Annotated in this window: 22 protein-coding genes; 12 read left to right on the forward strand and 10 right to left on the reverse strand. The window is 64.5% G+C overall.

What is annotated here, in order from left to right; all coding sequences use genetic code 11:
- Window positions 1–158 precede the first annotated feature (158 nt).
- The gene (locus CAG11_RS11890; RefSeq protein WP_085596475.1) at window positions 159–833 is read left to right on the forward strand and encodes a histidine phosphatase family protein; all 675 of its coding nucleotides are present in this window, start codon (window positions 159–161) and stop codon (window positions 831–833) included.
- On the opposite strand, the gene CAG11_RS11895 is transcribed toward CAG11_RS11890, so the two are convergent.
- The 4 genes from CAG11_RS11895 to CAG11_RS11910 are packed head-to-tail and all read right to left on the reverse strand — an operon-like array spanning window position 834 to window position 4,350.
- Window positions 834–2,123, reverse strand: coding sequence for an FAD-binding oxidoreductase (locus tag CAG11_RS11895; RefSeq protein WP_085596476.1), 1,290 nt, complete (start codon window positions 2,121–2,123; stop codon window positions 834–836). It lies immediately after the preceding gene.
- Entirely contained in the window at window positions 2,120–2,866 is a 747-nt protein-coding gene (locus CAG11_RS11900) for an amino acid ABC transporter ATP-binding protein (RefSeq protein ID WP_085596477.1), read from the reverse strand. Before CAG11_RS11900 ends, CAG11_RS11895 begins: the two co-directional genes overlap by 4 nt.
- A complete protein-coding gene (locus tag CAG11_RS11905) occupies window positions 2,863–3,519 on the reverse strand; it encodes an amino acid ABC transporter permease (RefSeq protein WP_085596478.1) in 657 nt (218 codons plus the stop codon). The genes CAG11_RS11900 and CAG11_RS11905 overlap by 4 nt, the downstream gene beginning before the upstream one ends.
- Before the next feature lie 60 nt (window positions 3,520–3,579).
- On the reverse strand, window positions 3,580–4,350 hold the full coding sequence (locus CAG11_RS11910) for an ABC transporter substrate-binding protein (RefSeq protein WP_085596479.1): 771 nt from the start codon (window positions 4,348–4,350) through the stop codon (window positions 3,580–3,582).
- 167 nt (window positions 4,351–4,517) lie between these two features.
- Between CAG11_RS11910 and CAG11_RS11915 the strand changes: the two genes are divergently transcribed.
- Complete coding sequence (locus CAG11_RS11915) at window positions 4,518–5,294, forward strand: IclR family transcriptional regulator (RefSeq protein WP_085596480.1); 777 nt, start codon at window positions 4,518–4,520, stop codon at window positions 5,292–5,294.
- A 108-nt stretch (window positions 5,295–5,402) separates the two neighbouring features.
- Complete coding sequence (locus CAG11_RS11920) at window positions 5,403–6,458, forward strand: permease (RefSeq protein WP_085596481.1); 1,056 nt, start codon at window positions 5,403–5,405, stop codon at window positions 6,456–6,458.
- A gap of 155 nt (window positions 6,459–6,613) precedes the next feature.
- Here the strand turns inward: CAG11_RS11920 and CAG11_RS11925 are convergent, their stop codons facing one another.
- Both CAG11_RS11925 and CAG11_RS11930 read right to left on the reverse strand, forming a co-directional pair.
- The gene (locus CAG11_RS11925) at window positions 6,614–7,744 is read right to left on the reverse strand and encodes an HlyD family secretion protein (RefSeq protein WP_068584445.1); all 1,131 of its coding nucleotides are present in this window, start codon (window positions 7,742–7,744) and stop codon (window positions 6,614–6,616) included.
- On the reverse strand, window positions 7,741–9,396 hold the full coding sequence (locus CAG11_RS11930; protein ID WP_085596482.1) for an MFS transporter: 1,656 nt from the start codon (window positions 9,394–9,396) through the stop codon (window positions 7,741–7,743). The genes CAG11_RS11925 and CAG11_RS11930 overlap by 4 nt, the downstream gene beginning before the upstream one ends.
- 237 nt (window positions 9,397–9,633) lie before the next feature.
- Here CAG11_RS11930 and dapF point away from each other — a divergent pair, with 237 nt between their 5' ends.
- Entirely contained in the window at window positions 9,634–10,428 is a 795-nt protein-coding gene (gene dapF / locus CAG11_RS11935) for a diaminopimelate epimerase (protein WP_085596483.1), read from the forward strand.
- A 24-nt stretch (window positions 10,429–10,452) separates the two neighbouring features.
- On the opposite strand, the gene CAG11_RS11940 is transcribed toward dapF, so the two are convergent.
- A complete protein-coding gene (locus CAG11_RS11940; protein ID WP_085596484.1) occupies window positions 10,453–11,937 on the reverse strand; it encodes a DASS family sodium-coupled anion symporter in 1,485 nt (494 codons plus the stop codon).
- A gap of 346 nt (window positions 11,938–12,283) precedes the next feature.
- Here CAG11_RS11940 and CAG11_RS11945 point away from each other — a divergent pair, with 346 nt between their 5' ends.
- Complete coding sequence (locus CAG11_RS11945; protein ID WP_085596485.1) at window positions 12,284–13,906, forward strand: methyl-accepting chemotaxis protein; 1,623 nt, start codon at window positions 12,284–12,286, stop codon at window positions 13,904–13,906.
- Window positions 13,907–14,017: 111 nt separating this feature from the next.
- Window positions 14,018–15,226, forward strand: coding sequence for an HD-GYP domain-containing protein (locus CAG11_RS11950; RefSeq protein ID WP_085596486.1), 1,209 nt, complete (start codon window positions 14,018–14,020; stop codon window positions 15,224–15,226).
- Between the two features lie 71 nt (window positions 15,227–15,297).
- On the opposite strand, the gene CAG11_RS11955 is transcribed toward CAG11_RS11950, so the two are convergent.
- A complete protein-coding gene (locus CAG11_RS11955) occupies window positions 15,298–16,389 on the reverse strand; it encodes a zinc-binding dehydrogenase (protein WP_085596487.1) in 1,092 nt (363 codons plus the stop codon).
- 164 nt (window positions 16,390–16,553) lie between these two features.
- Window positions 16,554–17,963 (reverse strand): aldehyde dehydrogenase family protein, encoded by a 1,410-nt coding sequence (locus CAG11_RS11960; RefSeq protein WP_085596488.1) that lies wholly within the window; start codon window positions 17,961–17,963, stop codon window positions 16,554–16,556.
- 257 nt (window positions 17,964–18,220) lie between these two features.
- Here CAG11_RS11960 and CAG11_RS11965 point away from each other — a divergent pair, with 257 nt between their 5' ends.
- Complete coding sequence (locus CAG11_RS11965) at window positions 18,221–19,129, forward strand: AraC family transcriptional regulator (protein ID WP_158091416.1); 909 nt, start codon at window positions 18,221–18,223, stop codon at window positions 19,127–19,129.
- A gap of 70 nt (window positions 19,130–19,199) precedes the next feature.
- A complete protein-coding gene (locus CAG11_RS34045) occupies window positions 19,200–19,334 on the forward strand; it encodes a hypothetical protein (protein WP_256578564.1) in 135 nt (44 codons plus the stop codon).
- 3 nt (window positions 19,335–19,337) lie between these two features.
- Here CAG11_RS34045 and bkdR read toward each other — a convergent pair whose 3' ends face one another.
- A complete protein-coding gene (gene bkdR, locus CAG11_RS11970) occupies window positions 19,338–19,826 on the reverse strand; it encodes a Bkd operon transcriptional regulator BkdR (RefSeq protein WP_022643885.1) in 489 nt (162 codons plus the stop codon).
- 196 nt (window positions 19,827–20,022) lie between these two features.
- Here bkdR and CAG11_RS11975 point away from each other — a divergent pair, with 196 nt between their 5' ends.
- The 4 genes from CAG11_RS11975 to lpdA are packed head-to-tail and all read left to right on the forward strand — an operon-like array spanning window position 20,023 to window position 25,012.
- Complete coding sequence (locus CAG11_RS11975; protein WP_022643884.1) at window positions 20,023–21,258, forward strand: 3-methyl-2-oxobutanoate dehydrogenase (2-methylpropanoyl-transferring) subunit alpha; 1,236 nt, start codon at window positions 20,023–20,025, stop codon at window positions 21,256–21,258.
- Between the two features lies 1 nt (window position 21,259).
- The gene (locus tag CAG11_RS11980) at window positions 21,260–22,318 is read left to right on the forward strand and encodes an alpha-ketoacid dehydrogenase subunit beta (RefSeq protein WP_022643883.1); all 1,059 of its coding nucleotides are present in this window, start codon (window positions 21,260–21,262) and stop codon (window positions 22,316–22,318) included.
- Window positions 22,319–23,617: a dihydrolipoamide acetyltransferase family protein gene (locus CAG11_RS11985; RefSeq protein WP_085596490.1), complete on the forward strand. Its 1,299-nt coding sequence runs from the start codon at window positions 22,319–22,321 to the stop codon at window positions 23,615–23,617.
- 3 nt (window positions 23,618–23,620) lie between these two features.
- The gene (gene lpdA / locus CAG11_RS11990) at window positions 23,621–25,012 is read left to right on the forward strand and encodes a dihydrolipoyl dehydrogenase (protein WP_085596491.1); all 1,392 of its coding nucleotides are present in this window, start codon (window positions 23,621–23,623) and stop codon (window positions 25,010–25,012) included.
- Window positions 25,013–25,112 lie beyond the last annotated feature (100 nt).

Below are 25,112 nucleotides of genomic sequence, written 5' to 3' on the forward strand. Positions count from 1 at the left end.
GGCTTTTCTTAAATCGGCAACCTGCAGCGTTCAACCTGCCAATGATCGAACCAAATTCCATTCAGGTACTCAGAACCCACGGCCCCGACAGGCCGCAGCAACGACAAGGAACATCGGTTTGTCAGCCGTCATGAATGCCCGCGAAGAAACACAAGCCCATGAGCCTGCCCCGCCGCCTTGCCCGCTACGCCCTGCACCGCCGCTACCTGCCGCTCCCCGCCCTGCTGCTGGGCAGTACCTTGTGCCTGTCCCTGGAATCCAGCGTCAGCCGCGCGCAACCAGCGGATGGCACCCAGACCCTGGTCTTTTTGCGCCACGCGGAAAAGCCCGCCGGCGGCCTTGGCCAACTCAACTGCCAGGGCCTGAACCGGGCCATCGACCTGGCCTCGCTGCTGCCGGAAAAGTTCGGCAAGGCGCAGTACGTGTTCGCCGCCGACCCGACGCGCAACGTCGAGGAAGGCGAACTGGACAACTCCTACAGCTACATCCGCCCGTTGATGACCATCAGCCCCAGCGCCATCAAGCTGGGCCTGCCGGTGAACATCGATTTTGCCGCCAACGACACCAGCGACCTGGCGGACGAGCTGCTGCATGATCGCTACCACAACTCGATCATCTACACCGCCTGGTCCCACGGCTACCTGCCGGAGTTGATCAACAAGGTCGCTGAAGAAGCCGTGGGCGAAAAACACTCGATCACCGAAGACTGGGCTTCCAATGACTTCGACTCGCTGTACGTGCTGACCCTGACCTGGCGCGACGGCAAGGCCAGCCTGCACAGCCAGAGCTACAAGCAGGGCCTGGACAATGGCGCGCATGAGTGCCCGAGCTGATCAGCCCAGGGCATCGAGCATCCGATACCAGGCAATCCCCGCACCCAGGTACAGGCGTTGCAAACCATGCAGCGGGATCGGCCGCAGCGGCGTGAGTGGAAATGGAAAACCCTGCCCTGTGCCAATCAATCTTCCGGCCAGGTGCTTGCCCAACAACGTCGACAGGGCAATGCCACGGCCGTTGTAACCCAGCAGGATCGACAATCCCGGCGCAGGTTCATGCAATTGCGGCAGGAAACTCGGCGTCAGGGCCACGCGCCCGCTCCAGCGGTACTCGATGGGTATACCCGCCAGTTGTGGAAACAAGGTCAGTAGCGAGCGCTCCAAGTGGCCCCAGTCGGCATCCTGGCGCGGTTCGGAAAACGGCCCGCGCCCCCCCAGCAACAAGCGTCCCTGGGCATCCTGCTTGAAGTACAACAACAACCGCCGGGCATCGGAGCACACCTCGCCACCGGGCAGGATGCTTTGGCGTAGCGGCGCAGGCAGCGGGCGGGTAGCGATGATGAAGCTATTGGCGGCGATCACCGTCTGGCGCAGTCCCGGCCACAGGCCATCGGTGTAGCCGTTGGTCGCCAGCACGACCTTCGGCGCGCGCACCCGGATGCCGCGCCCAGTCTCCAGGATCCATTGCCCGCCATCGCGGTACAGTTGCCGGACCCGGCTCTGGCCATGCAGGCTCACTCCCAGCCCCAGGGCCACCCGGGCCAGGCCCCGGGCATAGTTCAAGGGATGCAAGCTGCCGGCCCGCGGGTCGACCCAGCCGCCCACATACTGTTGACTACCGATGCGTCGGCCCACCGCGGCCTTGTCCAATAACTCCACGGCCACACCGCGCTGGCGCCATTGCTCGGCGCGTCGCTCCAGAGTCTGCATCGCGGCACTGGAACACGCCGGCTGGATCCAGCCCTTGCGAGTGGCATCGCAGCCAATGCCGTACTCGTTGATCAGCTCGAACACTTCATCGGCCGCCGAACCCACGGCATTTACCAGCGCCTCGCCCTGCACCGGACCGAACTTGGCCAGCAGTTGCTCGGGATCGAACTTGAGCCCGGGAATCACCTGCCCACCGTTGCGCCCGGAAGCCCCCCAGCCGGGCTCACCGGCATCCAGCACACAGACCCTGGCACCGGCCTGGGCCAGGCGCAGCGCCGTGACCAGCCCGGTGTAGCCAGCCCCGACAATCGCCACATCGACCTCACGGTCCTCGGCCAGCGCCGGTGTGTGCTCGGCCGGCATGGCGGTGGCCGCCCACAGCGAAGGCGGCCACCGCAAGGGTTCAGAGATGCTCATGCGTGCACCTCCCCGCCCTGGTTGAGCAAGCGTCGCAGGAAGTCCTGGGTACGCGGATGAGTGGGACTGCTGAGCACGGCCCTCGCCGGCCCGGCCTCGACGATGCGCCCGCCGTGGAGGAAGCACACCTGGTCTGCCACGTCCTGGGCAAAGCCCATTTCATGGGTGACCACGATCATGGTCATGCCCTCGTCGGCCAACTTGCGCATCACCGCCAGTACCTCCCCCACCAGCTCCGGATCCAGGGCCGAGGTCGGCTCGTCGAACAGGATCGCCTCGGGGTCCATGGCCAGCGCCCGGGCAATCGCCACCCGTTGCTGCTGGCCGCCGGAGAGTTCGTCCGGATAGGCGTGCATGCGATGGGCCAGGCCGACCTTTTCCAGCAGTGCCTCGGCCCGCAGGCGCGCTTGCGTGGGGTCCTGTTGCTTGACGTAGATCGGCCCCTCGGTGACGTTCTGCAACGCCGTGCGGTGGGGAAACAGATTGAAGCGCTGGAACACCATGGCCACCCGGGTGCGCAGTTCATGGATGCTCTTGGCTTGCCGATCGACCCGCGCCCCGCTCACCAGGATGTCACCCTGCTCGTAGCTTTCCAGGCCGTTGATGCAGCGCAGCAGGGTCGACTTGCCAGACCCCGAAGGCCCGATCAGGCACACCACTTCACCGCTGTGCACCTCAAGGTCGATGCCTTCGAGCACCGCCACGTTGCCGAAGCTCTTGTGTACGCCCTTGATCTGGATCATGGCTTTCTCCGGGTGCTGATACGCGCCTCCAGGCGGCGCAGGGCAAAGGACAATGGCAGGCTCAAGGCCAGGTAGAGCAAGGCGACCAGGGTGTAGACGGTCATGTTCTCGAAGGTCGAGGAAGCGATCAGTTGCCCGGCGCGGGTCATCTCGGCCACGGTGATGGTGGACACCAGCGACGAGTCCTTGAGCATCATCACCAGGGTGTTGCCATACGGAGGCAAGGCGATGCGCAAGGCCTGGGGCAGGACCACCCGGCGCATGATCATCGGCCCACGCATGCCGATGGACTCGGCCGCTTCGATCTGCCCCTGGTGGATGGCCTGGATCCCGGCACGAAAGTTTTCCGCCTGGTACGCCGAATAGGCGATGCCCAGGCCGATCACCCCAGCCTGCATGGCGCTGAGCTGGATACCGAAATCCGGCAGCACGAAATAGATGTAGAACAGCTGGACGATGATCGGCAGCCCCCGAATGACATTGACCAGGCCGATGGCGAACAACGCCACCGAGCGCACCTTGGACACCATCATCAAGGCGAAGACCAGGCCGATCAGCGAACTGAGCACGAATGAGCCAACGGTGACCTGCAGGGTGACTACCGCCCCTTTCAATAGAATGGGCAGGAAGTCCAGAGCGTTCTGGAGAAACATGGCAAGACCTGTTTAATCAGCGAGGAAGGAACCCGGACCAGACGCCGGGCCGCGACTGGATCAGTTGAGCTTCCAGTGCTCGATGATGCGGTCCAGGGTGCCGTCGGCCTTGATTGCCGCGATCCCGCGGTTGACCTCGGCCAGGGTTTGCGCATCGCCCTTGCGCACGATCAGGCAGACATCGCCCATGACCACCGGCTGGTAGCCCTTGACCAGCCGCACCTTGGCCTGGCTGTCCTGGGCCAGCTGGTAGGCGAGGATCGGTCGGTCGGCGAAGCCGGCCTTGATTCGTCCCAGGGCCAGGTCACGCATCAAGTCGGGAATCGAGTCATAGCCACGCACTTCCTTGAAGATCCCGCGCTTGTTCAACTCGTCGATGAATACCGTGCCGACCTGGGCCCCGACGGTCGCTCCGGCCAGGTCCTCCATGCGGGTGTAGTCGGTCGCATCGTCAGCCTTGACGATCAGGCCTTCGCCATAGCTGAACACGGGGTCGGAGTACTGCACCACTTTCTCGCGCACCGGGGTACGCAGCATGGCGGCGGAGATGATGTCGATCTTGTGGGTGGTCAGGGAGGGAATCAGCGCGGCGAAGGGGGTCTGCTGGATCTCCACGGCGAAACCGCCGGCCTTGCCCACGGCCCGGGCGGCATCGATCATCATGCCCTCGATGCTCTGGCTCTTGACGTCGAGGAAGGTGAAGGGAATCCCGGTGGCGGTGGCGCCGACCTTGTATTGCGGTTCGGCCTTGAGTGGCCCGCACTGGAGTGCACCGAAAGCGCAAGCCAGGGCGAAAAGCGAGGGCGCGAGAGTACGAAGATGGATCTGCATGGCGAATCTCCCATTGGACGATTTTATTGTTGGAAGTCCGTGATGGATGGTCTCGATGCGAGAGCGGAGACCTGGGAGCGACTATAAACAATTTACAAAAATCGTAAAGAGATTTATAAATATCGAATATCGATATTTATAAACCATAATTACCACAAGAGCCTGCCATGAACGATAACAATAATTCCCTGTTCAACCAGTCACTGGAAAAGGGCCTGGCGGTGCTGCGAGCCTTCAACGCCACGCAACGGACCATGAACCTGGCGGAAATCGCCGCTGCCGCCGATATCAACAAGAGTTCGGCCCAGCGTATGGTGCATACCCTGGAACAGCTGGGCTATGTGCGTAAGCATCCGCAGACCAAACGCTTCCAACTGACTCCCCGGGTGATGGAGATCGGCTACAACTACCTGGCCGCCGACACGCTGGTGGACGTGGCCAACCCCTTTCTCGCCGAGCTGGCCCAGGTCACCGGTGAAACCACCAACCTGACCGAGCCCGATGGCCTGGACATGGTCTACGTAGCGCGCTTTGTGGCACCCAAGTTCATTCCGATCCATATGCCCATTGGCAGCCGTATTCCGATGTACTGCACCGGCTCCGGGCGCGCCTACCTCAGCGCCCTGCCGACAGTCGACGCCCGCCAGATCCTGGAGGCCAGCGACCGCCAGGCCCATACCCGGCATACCCGCACCGAGCTCACGGACATCCTGGGCGAAATCGATGCCAGCCAGCAGCGCGGCTATGCGTTGAATGCGGAGGAGTTGTTTCTGGGCGACATGAGCATCGCCGCGCCGATCCTCGGTAGCCAGGGCCTACCGGTGGCCGCCGTGCATGTGGTGGTGCCCAGCAGCCGCTGGACCCTGGAAGAAGCCGAACGCAAGCTCGCGCCTTCAGTGATCGAATGCGCCCGGGCGATCCGCGCCTCGATCCGAACGCTCTAAGCTGCAAGCAACAAGCACGCGGTGATGCTTGCAGCTTGAGACTTGCAGCTTAGGGAAGCCCCAGCAGCTACAATCCGCGCTTATTGTCTTCGTGTGGAAATCCCCTTCATGTCCAACCTCGCCTCCACCCAGCCTGTCCGTGGCTGGTCGTTCTGGTGCAAACCCCTGCTGTTCCTGCTGGTCGCCGCCATCGGCCTGTACTACGTGAAGTGGTCGCCCTACTACTTCAAGGCCTTCGTCGCCGCCGACAGCCACAGCATCGGCGCCTCGATCCTCAACGATCAGCAAAGCTCGCCCTGGAGCGCTGCCCTGGCCTATGCCCAGGTGTACTTCCTGGCGATCTGGAAGGCCGCCGTTCTGGCAGTGATCCTCGGCTCCCTGCTGCAGGTGTTGATCCCCCGGGACTGGCTGCTGCGGTTGTTCGGCCGCGCCGGCTTCGGCTCGACCCTGCGCGGCGGCCTGTTCGCCCTGCCCGGCATGATGTGCTCTTGCTGCGCCGCCCCGGTGGCCGCCGGCCTGCGCCGGCAGAACGTATCGGTGGGTGCGGCCCTGGCGTTCTGGATCGCCAACCCGGTGCTCAACCCCGCGACCCTGGTGTTCATGGGTTTCGTCCTCGGCTGGGGTTTCACGGCCCTGCGCCTGGTGGCTGGCATTGTCCTGGTGCTGGGGGTATCGCTGGTCGCCCAGCGCGTGGCGCGCCCCGAGCAACTGCCCGAAGCGGCGGTGGAAGCCGTGGTGCAAGCCGGTACGCCGAACTCTCAGCCCTTCCTGGCACGCTGGGGCAAGACCCTGTGGCAACTGTTCTGGAGCACCATCCCGATCTACATCGCCGCGGTCCTGCTGCTGGGCGCGGCACGGGTCTGGCTGTTCCCGCATATCGACGGGGCCATGGGCGATAGCCTGTGGTGGCTGGTGCCCCTGGCGATTGCCGGCACCCTGTTCGTGATCCCTACCGCCGCGGAAATCCCCATCGTCCAGACCATGATGACCCTGGGCCTGGGTACCGGCCCCGCCGTGGCCCTGCTGATGACCCTGCCGAGCATCAGCCTGCCGTCGCTGCTGATGCTGCGCAAGGATTTCGACGCCCGGGTGCTGGTCACCGTCGCCGTGTTGACCATGCTGGTGGGCATCGCCTGCGGCCTGGTCGGCGCCGCCCTGCTGTAGCCCCAGCCGCTGCCCAGCGCCGGCGGCGACCGGAACGCAGCGCCCGCAAGAGCAAGCACCGCGCTCATCCAGAAAATACTCATTGGCCGGTTTGGCGAGGGCTGCGTCCTCGTGCGCAGCCTCGCGGGCTCGACAGCGGCTACAGGGCGGTAGCGCTAGGGGGTGACGGAGGTGTCGATGCTGACCACCACCGACAGGCCCGGGCGCAGGCGATCCAGTTCCTGCTGGTCGGGGTCGACGGTGATCCGCACTGGCACCCGCTGGGCGATCTTGACGAAGTTGCCGGTGGCGTTGTCCGCCTGCAGCAAGGCGAATTCCGAGCCGGTGGCCGGCGAGATCAGCTGCACCTTGCCGGTGAACTTGCGGTGGTTCAGCGCATCCACGGTGAAGCTCACCGGCTGCCCCAGCCGGACGTTGTCCATCTGGGTTTCCTTCATGTTGGCGATCACCCACAACTGGTCCGGCACCAGGGCCATCAACTGCGCCCCTGAGTTGACGTAGGCCCCCAGGCGCACGCCGATCTGCCCCAGCTGGCCATCGCGCGGGGCGAGGATCCGGGTGTTGGATAGGTCGATCCGCGCCAGTTGCACCGCCGCTTCGGCATTGGCCACCGCCGCCTCCAGGGAGCCGCGATTGACGATCACGGTCTGCAGGTCCTGGCGGGCGATTTCCAGCTGGGCCTGGGCCTGGGCCACCGCCGCCACGGTCTGGGCATTGGCGGCGCGGGTCACGTCCAGCTCACGCCGGGACACCGAACCATCGGCGATCAGCGCCTCGTTGCGCGACAGGTCCGCGGCGCTCTTGCGCGCCTGGGCCTGGCTGTCGGCCAGGGCCGCCTGGCGCAGCTTGATGGTGGCTTCGGCGCTGTTGCGTTGTTGCAGGTTATTGGCCAGGGAGGCCTTCTGCACCGCCAGCTGGGCCAGGGACTGGTCCAGGCGCTGCTGGTAGATGCGGTCGTCCAGGCGCACCAGCAGGTCGCCGGTCTTGACGTGCTGGAAGTCCTGCACCGGCACTTCGAACACATAACCGCTGAGCTGCGGCCCGATGATCGTCACCTGGCCACGCACCAGGGCGTTCTCGGTGCTTTCGATGGCGCTGGAAAAAGGCGGCAGCTGCCAGGCATAGAGCACGATCAGCACGCCGACGATGGCGATCGCGGCAAACCCCAGGGACGAGATGATCCGCACCGCCAACGGCCGTGGCTCGGTGGCGGGAATGGTCGGCGGGCCATTGGGCTCGGGGCTCGAGGCGATGGCATTGGTGGTGGGATTGACGGTTTCGCTCATGAAGAAGGGGCACCACTGGGTTGGACGGGAGCCTGGGGCGCGACGGGCTTGGTGGTGCTCATCAGCCACAGGCTGCGGATGAAGATCCAGATCATGGTCAGCACGGCGATCACCGCGATCAGCATGAATACATCGTTGTAGGCCATCACGTTGGCTTCGCGGGTGGCCGCCGAAGCCAGGCTGCGCATACCTTGCAGGGTGCGCAGGTCAGGGTCGGCGATGACCTTGCCATAGGCCGCCCCGCCGCTCTGCACCCGGGCCAGGACCTGGGGATCGAGCAAGGTCAGCTGCTCGACGATATGACTGGAATGGTACTTCTCGCGCACGATCTGGAAGGTCCCCAGCAAGGCCGAGCCGATCAGCCCGCCGAGGTTCTGGCAGATGCCGAACAGCACCGAGAAGCTCACCAGGTTGCGCGGGTTGGTCAGCACGTTGCGGGTGCCCAGGACCATGGTCGGGCCGAGGAAGAAGGTGCCGCCGAAAGCCAGCAGGAACTGGCTGATGTACATGTTGGCCGGCCGCGTGAGATTGCTGGAGAAACTGTCCATCACCGAACCGACGGCCATCAGCGCCAGGGAAATGACCAGGGGCATGAACAGGTGCGCCGGGTTGATGGTCAAGGCACTGGTGGCCAGCCCCGCGATGCTGCCCAGCAGCATCACCCCGTAAAGCAGGCGCATCTGCTCGCTGCTCATGTTCAGCGCCTGGAGGAAACCCACCGCGCCAGTGGACTGCTCCGACAGCACCATGCGGATCAGGATCACCGCCAGGGCCAGGCGGATCATCGCCCCGCTGCCCAGCCAGCGGGTCATCAGCATCGGGTTGCGACGGTTATGTTCGATGCACAGGCCAGCGAAGATCAGCAGGATCGAGGCGGCGCTGGCGTAGCCGATCCACGGTGCCTCCAGCCACCAGTCGATGCGCCCCAGGGACAGCACTGCGCATAGCAGCGCCACGCCGGTGGCGAGCAAGGCGAAGGTCAGGAAGTCGAGTTTCTCGAAGGTGCGAAAGCGATCGCCGGGCGGCAGCTTGAGCATGAACACGCAGCCCAGGGAGGTCAGCGCCAGGCCCAGTTCGAACAGGTACAGGCCACGCCACTCGGCGATCTGCAGCAAGTCTTCGGAGAACAGCCGCGCCAGGGGCAAGGCCAGCTGCGAGGTGCCCAGCCCCAGCACCAGGGCCTTGAGCCGCCACTTGGCCGGAAAGGCCTGGACCATGTAGTACAGGCCCAGGGAGCTCAAGGCCGCGCCCACCATGCCGTGGGCCGCGCGCACGGCGATGGCCGAACTCAGGTCGTTGACGAACAGGTGGCCGAAGGTCACCAGCGCATAGAGCACCAGGAACACTTCGGTGAAGGCCCGCAGGCCGAACTGCTGGCGGAACTTCACCAGCAGCAGGTTCATCGACACGTTGGTCATGACATAGGCGGCCGGCAGCCAGGCCATTTCCGCGCTGGTGGCACCCAGGGCGCCCTGCAGGTAAGGCAGGTTGGCGATCACCAGGGAGTTGCCCAAGCCGCCGGTGATGGCCACCAGAAGGCCCACCAGCGCATAGGCCAGGCGCTTGTGGGTGGGGTGCAGCGGTGTCGAGGGCGAGCCGGGCAAGCTGGGCTTTTCATGGGGCTGCCAGTTGCGCGGGGCGTAGTGATCCATGCAGTGACCTTAGTGTTGTTCTAGTCCGTACCGGGAAGGTCGACGCGGGTCGTGTGACCGCCAGCCTGCTATAAACCCCCGGCCCCAGGCACACCTGGAGTACGTTGGGTGAATTTTATTGCAAGACGCTGGCGTCGCCGGAGTTTTTTCGAAATCCTGCAACAGGTGGCGGCGCGAGCCGCTAGCCGGTCGATCCTGGCCTGGTGGCATATCTTGTCCTGTCCCTGTGGAGCATGAATGGCGCTTAATTTCGTGAAGATGCATGCCAATGGCGACGATTTCGTGGTGATCGACGCCCGCGGTCGCGGCCAGCCGATCACCGCCGAACGCGCCAGGGCCTTGGGCGACCGGCAACGTGGCATAGGTTTCAATCAACTGGTGGTGCTGGGCGATTGTCGCGAGAGCGCGGCGCAACTGACCTTCTTCAATGCCGATGGTTCCAGCCTCGATGCCTGCGGCAGTGCCACCCGGGGTGCCGCCGAGCTGTTGCTGCGCGAAAGCGGCGCCAGCTCGCTGCGCCTGAAGACCGCCCGCGGCATTCAAGAGTGCCAGCGCCTGGCCGACCACAGCGTGTCGGTGGAGATGGGTATTCCCGGGCTCGCCTGGCAGGACATTCCCCTGGCCCGGGAGCTGGACAGCCTGCGCCTGCCGCTGCCGGGGGAACCGGCGGCGTGCAGCATGGGCAATCCGCATTGCAGTTTTTTCGTCGACGACCTGCAGCAGCTGGACATCGCCAGCCTTGGACCTTCGATCGAGACCCATCCGCTATTCGTGCACCAGACCAACGTGCATTTCATCCAGGTCATCGACCGCCAGACCATTCGCCTGCGGATCTGGGAACGCCACGGCGGCATTCCCCTGGGGTCCGGTTCCTGCTCCTGCGGTGCTGTGGTCAACGGCATCCGCCGGGGCCTGCTGGACAACCAGGTGACGGTGCTGTGCGACGGCGGACCGGTGAGCGTGAGCTGGGACGGCCAGGGCAAGGTGCGCCTGGCCGGTAGCGTGACCCGGGTGTTCAGCGGCTGGCTGTAGCGCCAGCCCTGCCCCGCTCCGGGCCTACAGCCAGCCCAGCCATTTCCACCAGGTCATGGCGAACACCAGCATCAGCAGGTAGCCGACCAGCGTCACCACCAGCCCGACCTTGGCGAACTGGCGCGCGGTGAAGGTCTCGGTACCCAGGCACACCATGTTCTGCGGGGCGTTGATCGGCAGGATGAAGCCGTAGCTGACCACGAATCCCAGGAGCATGGTCATGCCCAGCCGGCTGAACTCGCCCGGCAGGGTCTGCAGCACCGCGATGAGGATCGGCAGCAAGGCCGAGGTCAGTGCCGTGGCGCTGGCGAAACCCAGGTGGATCAGGATCAGGAAGGCGCCGAGGATGGCGAAGACCGCCAGCGGGCCCACCTGGTCCAGCCCGGTGTGGGCCACCACCTGGGTGCCCAGCCATTGCCCGGCCTGGGTACTGAGCAGCGCCGAACCGAGGCTGATGCCGACCCCGAAGACGATCACCGTGCCCCAGGGAATGCGCGACTGCACATCCTTCCAGGTCATGATGCCGATCCGTGGCAGCAGCAGGAACACCAGCCCGGCGTAGGTGGTGGTCGTGGTGTCGAACGGGTGCAGCTTGCCTTCGGTGGACCAGGCCAGCAGCAACAGCAGCGACACCGCCAGCAGGCGCTTCTGCGGTCCGGTCATGGGGCCGATATCCGCCAGGGACCTGGCCACCGCTTCCTTGCCGCCGGGAATGCTGTCGCTCTCCGGGGGCAGCATCTTGAGCACCAGATACAACAGCACCAGGGACATGATCAGCGCCCAGGGCGCGCCGGCGATCAACCAGTCGAGCCAGGCCACGCGCTGGCCGAGCATCTTGTCCATGAATCCTACGGTCAGAAGGTTCTGCGCGGCGGCGGTCTGGATCCCGACGTTCCAGATACTGGTGCCCTGGGCGACGACGATCATCAGCCCGGCGGCGATGTTCGAGCGCTTGTCGACGCCGAACGCGGCGATCACCCCCATCATGATCGGCACCACGCAGGCACTGCGGGCGGTGGCGCTGGGCACCAGCAGGCTGAGGAGGATGGTCACGGCGATGGCGCCCAGGAGGATGCGCCGGGTGCTGGTGCCGACCCGGGCCAGGGTCACCAGGGCGATGCGCCGGTCCAGGCCGGTGTGGGTCATGGCGGCAGCGATGAACAAGGCGCCGGCCACCAGGGCCAGGGCCGAGTTGGAAAACCCGGTCAGGGCCAGGCTGATGGCCGCCGAGCTGCCATACAGTTGGCCGGGGTCGTTCAAGGTTGGCGCGGTGCCGATGAGGATCGCCATCAGGGCGGTGATCATGATCGCGCTGGCCTCGTAGGACACTGCTTCGCTGATCCACACCACCACGGCGAATGCCAGGATCGCCAGCATGCGGTGCCCCGCCACGGGCAGGTCGGCGGGCAGCGGCAGGAACAACACGCCGATCATGGCCAGCACGGCGACCAGCAATCCAATCGGTAATGCGGCCTTGGCCGCGGGCGCCGTTGTCACAGGCGTAGTCATGGGCCTTTTCCTTCTCCATTGGACAGGCGCCCAGCATGGCGCAAAAGCGCAAAAGGCACGTTGATGGGAGTCAAACCAGGGGCCGTGTACCGCGCTTCGTACAGCCGCTGCCGCAAGCTGCGCATGGCTCGACACGAGCCGCAGAGCCGGCATTCGCGGTGTGCCTGGTTAAACGCATCGCTCGGTTTGCCGGGCGTTGGCGCGCTGGGTGAAACGGAGAATCGTTTACAGAAATATTTTTTAACATCTCTACAGATTTTTCATCATTTAGGAGTCAGAGTGATATCAGGGCGACAAGGAGTCGACACAAACCTGGCTGTATCACTCCAACCTGCAAGGTGCCTCTATGGTGACAAGAAACTTGAAGCTGACTTCCAGGGCGCTGCTGAGCTTCGGCGCCATCTGCGTACTACTGATCGGCCTCGGGGGGCTGGCACTGTGGAAGATGGGACAGATTCACGACGCCGCGCTGGACTTGCAAACCAACTGGATGCCCAGCGTCCGCCAAGCCGCGAAAATCGAATCCGGCACCTTGCGCGTACGCCTGGAGGCCCTGCACTACGCCACTGAAGGAGACAGCCAGAAACCCGCTTCGCTGGACAAGCTGGGCACCTTGAAGACCACCCTGGCCGAGGCCATCAAGGACTATGAGCCGCTGGTGTCCGGCCCCGAGGAAAAGGCCGCCTACGAGCAGGTCAAGCGTGGCGCCCGGGACTATCTCGACAAACTGGCGGTGATGATCGACTCCACCCAGGCCAATACCGCCCAGCAGACCGCCGACTACATCAACCAGATCACGGTGCCTCTGGCCAACACCCTGCAAGCGTCCATCGAGGAGCTGATTCGCATCAACGAGAGCGGGGCCGAGCAATCCGCGGTCGTCGCCGGCGAGCAATTCAGCGGCGGCCTGACCGTGACCTGGGTGATCATCATCCTGGCTATCGTCCTGACCATCCTGATCGCCACCCTGTTCACCCGCAGCATCACCCACCCGGTGCTGTCGCTGCTGGCAAGCACCCGCAAGATCGCCGAAGGCGACCTGCGTACTCAGGTGGAAGTCAGCGGGCGCGACGAGTTGACCGACCTGCAAGCGGCGACCCAGGCCATGCTCGACAGCCTCAAGTCGACCATCCGCCATATCAGCGATTCCTCGACCCAACTGGCCTCGGCCGCCGAGGAGATGAGCGCCATCACCCGCGAATCCAACGCCGGCATCCAGCAACAGAGCATGGAGACCGACCAGGCCGCCACGGCGGTCAACCAGATGACCGCGGCGGTGGAGGAAGTGGCGCGCAACGCGGTATCCGCCTCGCAGTCCACCCAGGCCTCGGAGCATTCGGCGGGCCTGGGCAAGGAACGGGTCGAGCAGACCATCCATGCCATCGAGAAGCTCACCGGCACCGTGGAGAACACCCGGGTGGAAATGGCCGGCCTGGCCCAGCAGGCCCAGGACATCACCAAGGTCCTGGACGTGATCCGCGCCATCGCCGAGCAGACCAACCTGCTGGCCCTGAACGCCGCGATCGAGGCGGCGCGGGCCGGTGAGCAGGGCCGTGGGTTTGCCGTGGTGGCCGACGAGGTGCGGGCGCTGGCCCACCGGACCCAGCTGTCGACCCAGGAAATCGAGCAGATGATCCAGGGCATCCAGAACGGCTCGAGCAAGGCCATGCTGTCCATGCAGCAGAGCAGCGAGGACGCCAACCAGACCCTGGCCATCGCCCATGAGGCCGGCAGCGCCATCGGCCATATCACCGAAGCCATCAGCGACATCAACGAACGCAACCTGATGATCGCCACCGCCTCGGAACAACAGGCCCAGGTGGCCCGCTCGGTGGACCAGAACCTGATGAGCATCCGCGACCTGGCGTTGCAGAGCTCGTCCGCCGCCAGCCAGACCTCCCTGGCCAGCAGCGAACTGTCGTCCCTGGCGGTGGGGCTGAACAAGCTGGTGGCCCGCTTCGCCCTGTAGATGCGCAACGAGGTGGGACAAGGCTTGTGTGGTTCGTGGTTCATCGCTCCGGCCGTTGCCGGACAAGCGCCGGAGCGATGAGAGTCAAGCGCCCTCGGGGGAGTACTGGTCATGCTGAAACTGATCTCGGTGCAACAACTGCGCTTGGGCATGTACATCCAGCGCTTTTCGGGTTCCTGGCTGGACCATTCGTTCTGGAAGGCCGGCTTTCTCCTGGACAACCACGAAGACCTGCGGCGCTTGCAGCGCTCGAACCTGAACGGCCTGTGGATCGACCCCAGCAAAGGCCGCGACCTGCCCGAGCCCCCTGCTCCGCCGGTAGCCAGCGCCGATGCGACGACCGCCACCCCGGCCCCCGCAGTCGCGGCGCCACGGGCCAGCATGGACGAGGAAATGCAGCGGGCGCTGAAGGTCTGCGCCCACTCGCGCCAGGCGGTGATGGACATGTTCCAGGAAGTGCGGCTGGGCCAGGTGGTGGCGATACAACAAGCCAGCGACCTGGTGGGCCAGATCACCGAGTCGCTGCTGCGCCATCCCCATGCGCTGATCAGCCTGGCGCGCTTGAAAAGCGCCGACGACTACACCTACATGCATTCGGTGGCGGTCTGCGCATTGATGCTGGCCACCGCGCGCCAGCTGGGCCTGCCGGCGCCCCTCGTACAACTTGCCGGGGTCGCCGGGTTGCTGCACGACGTGGGCAAGCTGACCATCCCCGATGCCATCCTCAACAAACCGCAGAAACTCTCGGACAACGAGTTCGAACAGGTCAAGCTGCACCCCGAGGCCGGCGGCGCAATCCTGCGCCAGAGTCCCGACGTGGATGCCCTGGTGCTGGATGTGTGCCTGCACCACCATGAAAAGGCCGACGGCTCGGGTTACCCGCACCGCCTCAAGGGCGAGCAGATCAGCCTATTCGCACAGATGGGCGCGGTGTGCGATGTGTACGACGCGGTGACCTCCAACCGTCCCTACAACCGTGGCTGGGACCCGGCCGAGGCGATCCAGCGCATGTCCACCTGGACCGGCCACTTCGACCAGCGAGTGTTCCAGGCCTTCGTCAAGAGTGTCGGGATTTACCCGGTGGGCTCCCTGGTGCGCCTAGAGAGCGGGCGCCTGGCGGTGGTGCTGGAGCAGCACCCCGAGACCTTGCTGCTGCCCAAGGTCAAGGTGTTCTTCTCCACCCGCTCCAACCTGCCGCTGGAACAGAGCGTGGTGGACCTGGCCCGGGTCCAGGGCCAGGAGCGCATCGTCGGCCGCGAAGCCCCGGGCAACTGGGACTTCAAGGAGCTCGACAGGTTGTGGCGGCAAGCGCCGGCCTGAGCCTCAGGTGCCCAGGGTCAGGCCATTGGCCGGATGTCCGGCTCTGGCGTCGCATCCCGGCTTCTGCGTGGTCACCACTGGGTGACAACAGCTCGCAGCGTCTCGCCCCGCTTCAATCGCTGGTAGGCACTGGGGATCTGCTCGAGGGAAATTTCCTCGCTTACCAGTTCCCCAACCAGAAGACGTCCATCCACACAGAAATCGGCATAGAGCGGAATGTCCCGCTTCAGGTTCGTAGAGCCCATTGCGACCCCCCGAATCGTCTTGTGCTCGGCTAGCAGCGAGAGCGACGTATCCAGCGTGATGCATGCGCCAGGCTTGCCCAGGCCGATCAGCAGTGCCGTTCCTCCATCTCGGGCCGCGCGGATCGCCTGCGCCTGCGTAGCGGGCAAGCCAATGGCTTCGAAAGCGAAGTCCACGCCACCACCGGTGATATCCCGAACCGCCTCGACAGGGTCCGATGCCAGGGAGTTGACGACATGGGTTGCACCAAAATCGACGGCACGCTTGAGCTTGGCGTCGATGATGTCGATCGCGATGATCTTCAAGGCGCCGCTGAGCCGGGCGGCATTGATCGCGTTGAGCCCGACGCCGCCAGTTCCGAACACCGCGACGGTATCTCCGGGACGAACCCGGGCAGTGTTGATGACCGCCCCTGCGCCCGTTACCGTCGCACAGCCCAGGATCGCAGCATGGGAGAAAGGGATTTCCCGATTGATCACCGCCAACTGGTTTTCATGGATCAATGCCTGTTCTGCGAATCCGCCAAGGCCGTATCCTTGGGTGATAGCGGTACCGGCGAGCGACAGGCGTGGGTCTTGCTCGACCGCCCGCAGGGTCGCGCCTGGCTCGCTGCATTCATGCGTCCGGCCACTGAGGCAGGCGACGCACCGCCCGCAGAAGGCGATCAGGCAGCCAACGACATGGTCACCGACGCTAACCTGCGTTACCAAGGGTCCGGTTTCCCTCACCACGCCAGACACCTCATGGCCGAAGACCGCAGGAAAGGTGAAGCCGTAGTCCGCCTCTGAAAGAGTCAGGTCCGTATGGCAAAGGCCGCAAGCGCGGACGTCGATCAGCACCTCTCGCCCAATGGGCCGGTCGATGTCGACATCCACGACCTCAAACCCTGATCCTATTCCTCGACATACCGATGCTTTCATGAGAATGCTCCCGAGCAAGTCAAAAACTGGAATGTCATTACCAGCAAACCCGCAGCGCTTCCTTGAGTGACTCGGGAAGCACAACGCGATGCCTTCGTGCGAAACATGGGAACCGTCGGATCGTTAACGATGCCCCCACGCAGACAGGCCGATCTGGCCTGCCATCAGGCCAACGCGTAAGTCTTGATGTTGGCGAATGCATCCATACCGGTGCTGCCCAATTCACGGCCAATGCCAGACGCTTTCGTGCCGCCGAACGGAATCTCGATCGGGCCACCCAGGTACTGGTTGATACCGACCATGCCGATGTCCAGGGCCTGCGCCACCCGGTTCGCCTCTCTAAGATCCTTCCCATAAACCGTTCCGCCGAGGCCGTACGGACTGTCATTGGCCAGCACCACTGCTGCATCGGCATCGGCGACCCGATAAATGATGCCGATGGGACCGAAGGCCTCCTCATAATAGAGGCGCATGTCGGCTGTGATCCCGCCCAGGACCGCTGGTTTGAAATAAGCGCCAGGCCCGGGCATGCGTCCGCCCTCGACCAGGACCTGGGCGCCCTTGGCAATGGCATCGTCGTATTGCGCCTGCAAGGTATCGACAGCGCCGGGACTAGAAAGCGGCCCTAACGTGGTTTGCGGATCCAGGGGGTCGCCGATTTTCTGGTTCATGAAGATTTCGCCATAGGCTTCGATAAATGCATCGGCCACTTTCTCGGTGACGATCACGCGCTTGGGCGAGATGCAGATTTGCCCTCCCAGGGCGAGACGGGATATGGCCGCCGAACTTGCCGCCTTGGGGATATCGGCAGAATCAAGGACGATGAATGGATCCGAGCCTCCCAGTTCGAGGATCAGCGGTTTGATGTGCCGCCCGGCTTGTGCGCCGATTTGCGCCCCGGCACGGTCCGAACCGGTCAACGTCACTCCTCGCACTCGCGGATCGGCGATGTAAGTCGAGATCTGCTCCCGGGAAACCAGGGCCACCTGGAACACCGCTTCGGGAAATCCTGCCGCGACCAAGAGTTCCTCGAGGATAAGCGTCGATCCTGCGGTGATCTCGGCGGGCTTGAGCACTACGCTGTTGCCGAGCATCAGATTGGGAACGGCCGCGCGCATGGCCTGGTACAACGGCCCGTTCCAAGGCTCGATGCCCACGACAACCCCTACGGGCTCACGTCGCGTGTAGACCCGGGAGAACCCCGAGACCGCCACCGCCGAGTCAGCCAGGAATTGCGCGGCATGATCCGCGTAGTAGCGGAGCATGCTCGACACAACGCCGACCTCGAATCTCGCCTGCTCCAGGGGCTTGCCCATTTCGACGGTAATCTGCCTGGCCAGACGCTCGACGTTCGCATCGATGCGATCGGCCAGTTTGCGGAACAGTTCGATGCGCCGCACCAGCGGTTCGCTGCGCCAGGCAAGGAACGCTTCGTGCGCTCTTTCGACCAGGGCGCGGGCTTGTCCATCGCTCAGGGTGGGATATTCCCGAAGAAGCTCGCCGGTCGCCGGATTGAACGTGCGATAGCCGTCCATGGCCAGGCGCGAAGACATGTCGGATTCGATTGTTGCCATGAGGATGATCCTTGAATACGAGAGAGAAACAGCCACGTGGGCCCCAGCGGCGTTCTTCGAAAACTCGATCCTGCATTTGGTACCGACCCGCTAGAGCACCGGTAGGGCGTTCCCTGGACTCTAGGGTCGCCAACTCGCATTGGGAACGAACAAACCTCCAAATTTTTCACCTGATCCTGCAACCTTGTTTTGGGCCCTGGCTGCTCCCATCGGCTGCGGATATGCTGAAAATAGTCGTTTCATGCAGGAGCTTGTCCATGGCATACGCCCTCAAGCAGATGGTCGAACACTATCTCAGTCCGATATCCGGCACTGGGTTCTTGCGCACAGCCATCGATGGCCTGTACCTGGTGGTGGCGACCGAGCCCATTGCGCTCTATCACCAGCTCTACAGGCCGGCGATCTGCGTAACCCTGCAGGGGCTCAAGCAGGCACGAGTCGCCGACAGGGTCCTGGCCTACGGACCCGGACAAGCCCTCGCCGCCAGGATCGATTCACCCGCCATAGGCAGCGTGGTCCAAGCCAGTTCCGACAAGCCCTATCTAGGCTTGATGCTGGCATTGGACCTGGAGGTGCTGCGGGAGATAGCGGCAAGCACCCAAGGCCCTTGCGCTGATGCGAGCCTGGAACCAGGGCTGTTCGTCATCGATGTGGGAGGCGATCTGGAGCACGCGCTGCAACGCTTGCTGCGCTTGCTGGCCGTTCCCGACGCGATCCCCCTGCTGACCCGGGGCATCATTCGCGAAATAGCCTATTGGCTGCTGGCTGGCCCCAAGGGCGAAAGCTTCGCGGAGCTGGCCCTGGCGGGAACCCGTTCGCGAGGGGTCATGGACGCTATATCGCTATTGCGAGGCAGGTTCACTGAGCCCCTGTGCATCGCCGAATTGGCGGAAACGAGCGGCATGAGCCTTTCCTCGTTCCATAGCCACTTCAAGTCACTGACCGGAGCAACGCCCCTGCAGTATCAGAAGCAATTGCGCCTGTTCGAAGCCCGGCGCCTGATGCTGGATGAAGCCATGAACGTCAGCGCCTCTGCATACAAGGTCGGCTACGAGAGCGTTTCGCAATTCATCCGCGAATACGCGCGCTTGTTCCGTGCCACGCCCAAGCAGGACATCCTGGTATTGCAGCAGCAAGGGCACCATCGTGCCCTGGCCAAGCAATAGACCTGATATGCCCGGCGATGCCCGGCCGAGACGATCCAGTGCATATCCACCTGGTTTTTTGGCGGCAGCTGTGGCGGTTGCGCTCGGACAGGGCGTGGTGGACCTGGCCCGGGTCCAGGGCCAGGAGCGCATCGTCGACCGCGAGGCCCCGGACGACCGGGACTTCAAGGAGCTCGACAGGTTGTGGCGGGAAGTGCCGGCCTGAGCCTCAGGTACCCAGGGTCAGGCCATTGGCCGGCAGCGGCAGCGCGGTCTTGTAGCGCACCTGCTTGAGGGCGAAGCTGGAGCGGATGTTGGCCACCCCCGGCACCTTGGTCAAGAAGTCCATCATGAAGCGCTCCAGGGCCTGGATGCTGGGCACCAGCACGCGGATCAGGTAGTCCGGGTCGCCGGCCATCAGGTAGCACTCCATCACTTCCGGACGATCGGAAATGGCCTCTTCGAAGTGCTGCAGCGCTTCTTCGACCTGCTTCTCCAGGCTGACGTGGATGAACACGTTGACATGCAGGCCCAGGAGATCGGCGTCCAGCAGGGTCACCTGCTCGCGGATCAGCCCCAGGTCCTCCATGGCCCGGACCCGATTGAAGCAGGGGGTTGGAGAAAGATTCACCGAGCGGGCCAGGTCGGCGTTGGTGATGCGAGCGTTCTCTTGCAGGCTGTTGAGAATGCCGATATCGGTACGGTCCAGTTTACGCATGAGATAAAACAACCTTTTTTTTATGTTTATAGAGATTTTTTATCTGCAAATGACTTTCTGTGCAACGAAACAGAGATAAATATTCTCCTTCTCCCGGCCTATGATGTTTGTAGGACAAGATTTCCCTTACCCAGGGAAGGACTGTCAGCTAGCGCGCCCAAATACAAGAAATCCACAAGATCGAGCGTAGAAAGCCATGACCCCAGCGTATGCACCGCTACGCCTGCACGTTCCCGAACCATCGGGCCGTCCCGGCTGCAAGACCGACTTCACCTACCTGCGCCTGAACGACGCCGGCCTGGTGCGCAAACCCCCGATCGATGTAGAACCCGCCGATACCGCCGACCTCTCCCGTGGCCTGATCCGTGTACTCGATGACCAGGGCAACGCCCTGGGCGAATGGGCCGAAGACGTGCCTGTGGAGATCCTTCGCCAGGGCATGCGGGCCATGCTCAAGACCCGCATCTTCGACAACCGCATGGTGGTCGCCCAGCGCCAGAAGAAGATGTCGTTCTACATGCAGAGCCTCGGCGAGGAAGCCATCGGCAGCGCCCAGGCGCTGGCCCTGAATGTCGACGACATGTGCTTCCCCACCTATCGCCAGCAAAGCATCCTGATGGCCCGCGACGTGCCGCTGGTGGACATGATCTGCCAGCTGCTGTCCAACGAGCGCGACCCGCTCAAGGGGCGCCAGCTGCCGATCATGTACTCGGTGAAAGAATCCGGGTTCTTCACCATCTCCGGCAACCTGGCGACCCAGTTCGTGCAGGGTGTGGGCTGGGGCATGGCCTCGGCGATCAAGGGCGATACCAAGATCGCCTCGGCCTGGATCGGCGACGGTGCCACCGCCGAGTCGGACTTCCACACCGCCCTGACCTTCGCCCACGTCTACCGGGCGCCGGTGATCCTCAACGTGGTCAACAACCAATGGGCGATCTCCACCTTCCAGGCCATCGCCGGTGGTGAAGCCACCACCTTCGCCGGACGCGGCGTGGGTTGCGGCATCGCCTCGCTGCGGGTCGACGGCAACGACTTCATCGCCGTGTACGCCGCCTCGCGCTGGGCCGCCGAACGCGCCCGCCGCAACCTCGGCCCGACCCTGATCGAGTGGGTCACCTACCGTGCCGGCCCGCACTCCACCTCCGACGATCCGTCCAAGTACCGGCCGGCCGACGACTGGAGCCACTTCCCGCTCGGCGATCCGATCGCTCGCCTCAAGCAGCACCTGATCAAGCTCGGCCACTGGTCCGAAGAGGAACACGCCGCGCTCAGCGCCGAACTCGAAGCCCAGGTCATCGCCGCGCAGAAGGAAGCCGAGCAGTTCGGCACCCTCGCCGGCGGCCAGATCCCCAGCGCCGCGACCATGTTCGAGGATGTCTACAAGGACATGCCCGAGCACCTGAAACGCCAACGCCAGCAACTGGGGGTCTGAGATGAACGATCACAACAACAATATCCAGCTGGACACCGCCATGACCACCACCACCATGACCATGATCCAGGCCCTGCGCTCGGCCATGGATGTGATGCTCGAGCGTGACGACAACGTCGTGGTGTTCGGCCAGGACGTGGGCTACTTCGGCGGCGTGTTCCGCTGCACCGAGGGCCTGCAGGCCAAGTACGGCACCTCGCGGGTGTTCGACGCACCGATCTCGGAAAGCGGCATCATCGGCACCGCCGTCGGCATGGGCGCCTATGGCCTGCGGCCGGTGGCGGAAATCCAGTTCGCCGACTATGTCTACCCGGCCACCGACCAGATCATCTCCGAAGCCGCGCGCCTGCGTTATCGCTCCGCCGGCCAGTTCACCGCGCCACTGACCATGCGCATGCCGTGTGGCGGCGGCATCTATGGCGGCCAGACCCACAGCCAGAGCATCGAGGCGGTGTTCACCCAGGTCTGTGGCCTGCGTACCGTGATGCCGTCCAACCCCTACGACGCCAAGGGCCTGCTGATCGCCTCCATCGAGAACGATGACCCGGTGATCTTCCTGGAGCCCAAGCGCCTGTACAACGGCCCGTTCGACGGCCACCACGACCGCCCTGTGACCCCTTGGTCCAAGCACCCTTCGGCCCAGGTTCCGGACGGCTACTACAAGGTCCCGCTGGACGTGGCGGCCATCGCCCGCCCGGGCAAGGACGTCACCGTGCTGACCTACGGCACCACGGTCTATGTCTCGCAAGTGGCGGCCGAGGAAACCGGCATCGACGCCGAGGTCATCGACCTGCGCAGCCTGTGGCCGCTGGACCTGGACACCATCGTCAAGTCGGTGCAGAAGACCGGCCGTTGCGTGGTGGTGCACGAGGCCACCCGGACCTGCGGTTTCGGCGCCGAACTGGTGTCGCTGGTGCAAGAGCATTGCTTCCATCACCTGGAGGCCCCGATCGAGCGCGTCACCGGTTGGGATACGCCGTATCCCCACGCGCAGGAGTGGGCATATTTCCCAGGGCCGTCCCGAGTGGGCGCGGCGCTGCAACGGGTCATGGAGGTCTGAATGGGCACGCACGTTATCAAGATGCCGGACATCGGCGAAGGCATCGCAGAAGTAGAACTGTCGCAGTGGCACGTGAAGGTCGGCGACCTGGTGGTCGAAGACCAGGTGCTGGCAGACGTGATGACCGACAAGGCCATGGTCGACATCCCCTCCCCGGTCCACGGCAAAGTGCTGGCCCTGGGCGGCGAGCCGGGTGAAGTGATGGCGGTAGGCAGCATCCTGATCAGCATCGAGGTCGAGGGGGCAGGCAACCTCAAGGACTCCGACCAGTTGCCGACGCCGAGCAAGGCGCCAGCCGCCCCGGAAAAACCCGCCGCCGCGCCGGTGGCCGCCGCACCTCAAGTGGAAAAACCGGCTCCCGCCTGCCAGGTCGCCGCCAGCCGTCCGGCCCAGGCTCCGGTCGCCCGGGACGCCAACGAGCGCCCACTGGCCTCGCCGGCGGTGCGCAAGCATGCCCTGGACCTGGGCATCCAGCTGCGCCTGGTACAAGGCAGCGGCCCTGCCGGGCGCGTGCTACATGAGGACCTGGACGCCTACCTGGCCCAGGGCACCCAGGCGGCGCACGGACATTCGGCGCCATCTGCCGGTTATGCCGAGCGCCACGACGAAGAGCAGATCCAGGTGATCGGCATGCGTCGCAAGATCGCCCAGCGCATGCAGGAATCCAAGCACCGCGCCGCACACTTCAGCTACGTCGAGGAAGTGGACGTCACCGCCCTGGAAGAACTGCGCATCCACCTCAACGAGAAGCATGGCGCCACCCGCGGCAAGCTGACCCTGCTGCCGTTCCTGGTACGGGCGATGGTCGTGGCCCTGCGCGACTTCCCGCAGATCAACGCCCGCTACGACGATGAAGCCCAGGTCGTCACCCGTCACGGCGCGGTGCACGTCGGGGTCGCCACCCAGAGCGACGTTGGCCTGATGGTGCCGGTGGTGCGCCATGCCGAGGCCCGCAGCCTGTGGGGCAACGCCGAGGAGATCGTGCGCCTGGCCAAGGCCGCCCGCGCCGGCAAGGCCGCGCGTGAAGAGCTGTCCGGCTCGACCATCACCCTCACCAGCCTCGGCGCCCTGGGCGGGATCGTCAGCACGCCGGTGCTGAACCTGCCGGAAGTGGCCATTGTCGGGGTCAACAAGATCGTCGAGCGGCCCATGGTGATCAAGGGCCAGATCGTGATCCGCAAGATGATGAACCTCTCCAGCTCCTTCGATCACCGGGTGGTCGACGGCATGGACGCCGCGCAATTCATCCAGGCCATCCGCGGCCTGCTCGAACAACCCGCCACGCTGTTTGTGGAGTAAGACATGCAACAGACTCTCAACACCCAACTGCTGATCATCGGCGGCGGCCCTGGCGGCTATGTAGCAGCGATCCGCGCCGGCCAGCTGGGGATCTCCACCATCCTGGTGGAAGGCCAGTCCCTGGGCGGCACCTGCCTGAACATCGGCTGCATCCCGTCCAAGGCGCTGATCCACGTGGCCGAACAGTTCCACCAGACCCGCCACCACAGCCAGGGCTCGGCCCTGGGCATCGAGGTGGCGGCGCCGACCCTGAACATCGGCAAGAGCGTGGAATGGAAGGACAGCATCGTCGACCGCCTGACCACCGGGGTCGCGGCCCTGCTGAAAAAGAACAAGGTCCAGGTGATCCATGGCTGGGCCCGGGTGATCGACGGCAAGACCGTGGAAATCGACGGCGCCGATACCCGTATCCAGTGCGAGCACCTGCTGCTGGCCACCGGTTCCAAGAGCGTCAACCTGCCGATGCTGCCCCTCGGCGGGCCGATCATATCCTCCACCGAGGCCCTGGCGCCCAAGGTCCTGCCCAAGCGCCTGGCCGTGGTCGGCGGTGGCTACATCGGCCTGGAGCTGGGCATCGCCTACCGCAAGCTGGGGGTGGACGTCAGCGTGGTCGAGGCCCAGGAGCGCATCCTGCCGGCCTATGACGCCGAGCTGACCCAACCGGTGCTGGAATCGGTCAAGCAACTGGGGATCAAGCTCTACCTCAAGCACAGCGTGCTGGGCTTCGATGCCGGCACCAGCAGCCTGCAGGTACGCGACCCCAACGGCGACACCCTGGACCTGGCAACCGACCAGGTGCTGGTGGCGGTGGGCCGCAAGCCCAACACCCAGGGCTGGAACCTGGAAGCGCTGAACCTGGAAATGAACGGCTCGGCAGTCAAGATCGACGCGCGCTGCCAGACCAGCATGCGCAACGTCTGGGCCATCGGCGACCTGAGCGGCGAGCCGATGCTGGCCCACCGGGCCATGGCCCAGGGCGAGATGGTGGCCGAGCTGATCGCCGGCAAGCGCCGGGAGTTCACCCCGGCGGGGATCCCGGCGGTGTGCTTCACCGACCCGGAAGTGGTGGTGGTCGGCAAGACCCCGGACGAAGCCAAGGCCGCCGGCCTGGACTGCATCGTCGCCAGCTTCCCGTTCGCCGCCAACGGCCGGGCCATGACCCTGGAATCCAAGGGTGGCTTCGTACGCGTGGTGGCACGGCGTGACAACCACCTGGTGCTGGGTTGGCAAGCGGTAGGCGTCGGGGTTTCCGAACTGTCCACGGCTTTCGGCCAATCCCTGGAGATGGGCGCGCGCCTGGAAGACATCGGCGGCACCATCCACGCCCACCCGACCCTGGGCGAAGCGGTCCAGGAAGCCGCGTTGCGGGCCCTGGGCCACGCGCTGCACATGTAACCACCAGAGCGTAGGAGCGAGGCTTGCCCGCGATAAGGCCAGCAGGCACGCCAGAAACGTCGAACCATCTGCGCCGACGCCATCGCGAGCACGCTTCGCT

Origin of the sequence: Pseudomonas sp. B6(2017), from assembly GCF_002112765.1 — a bacterium.
In the GTDB taxonomy this organism is placed as follows: domain Bacteria; phylum Pseudomonadota; class Gammaproteobacteria; order Pseudomonadales; family Pseudomonadaceae; genus Aquipseudomonas; species Aquipseudomonas piscis.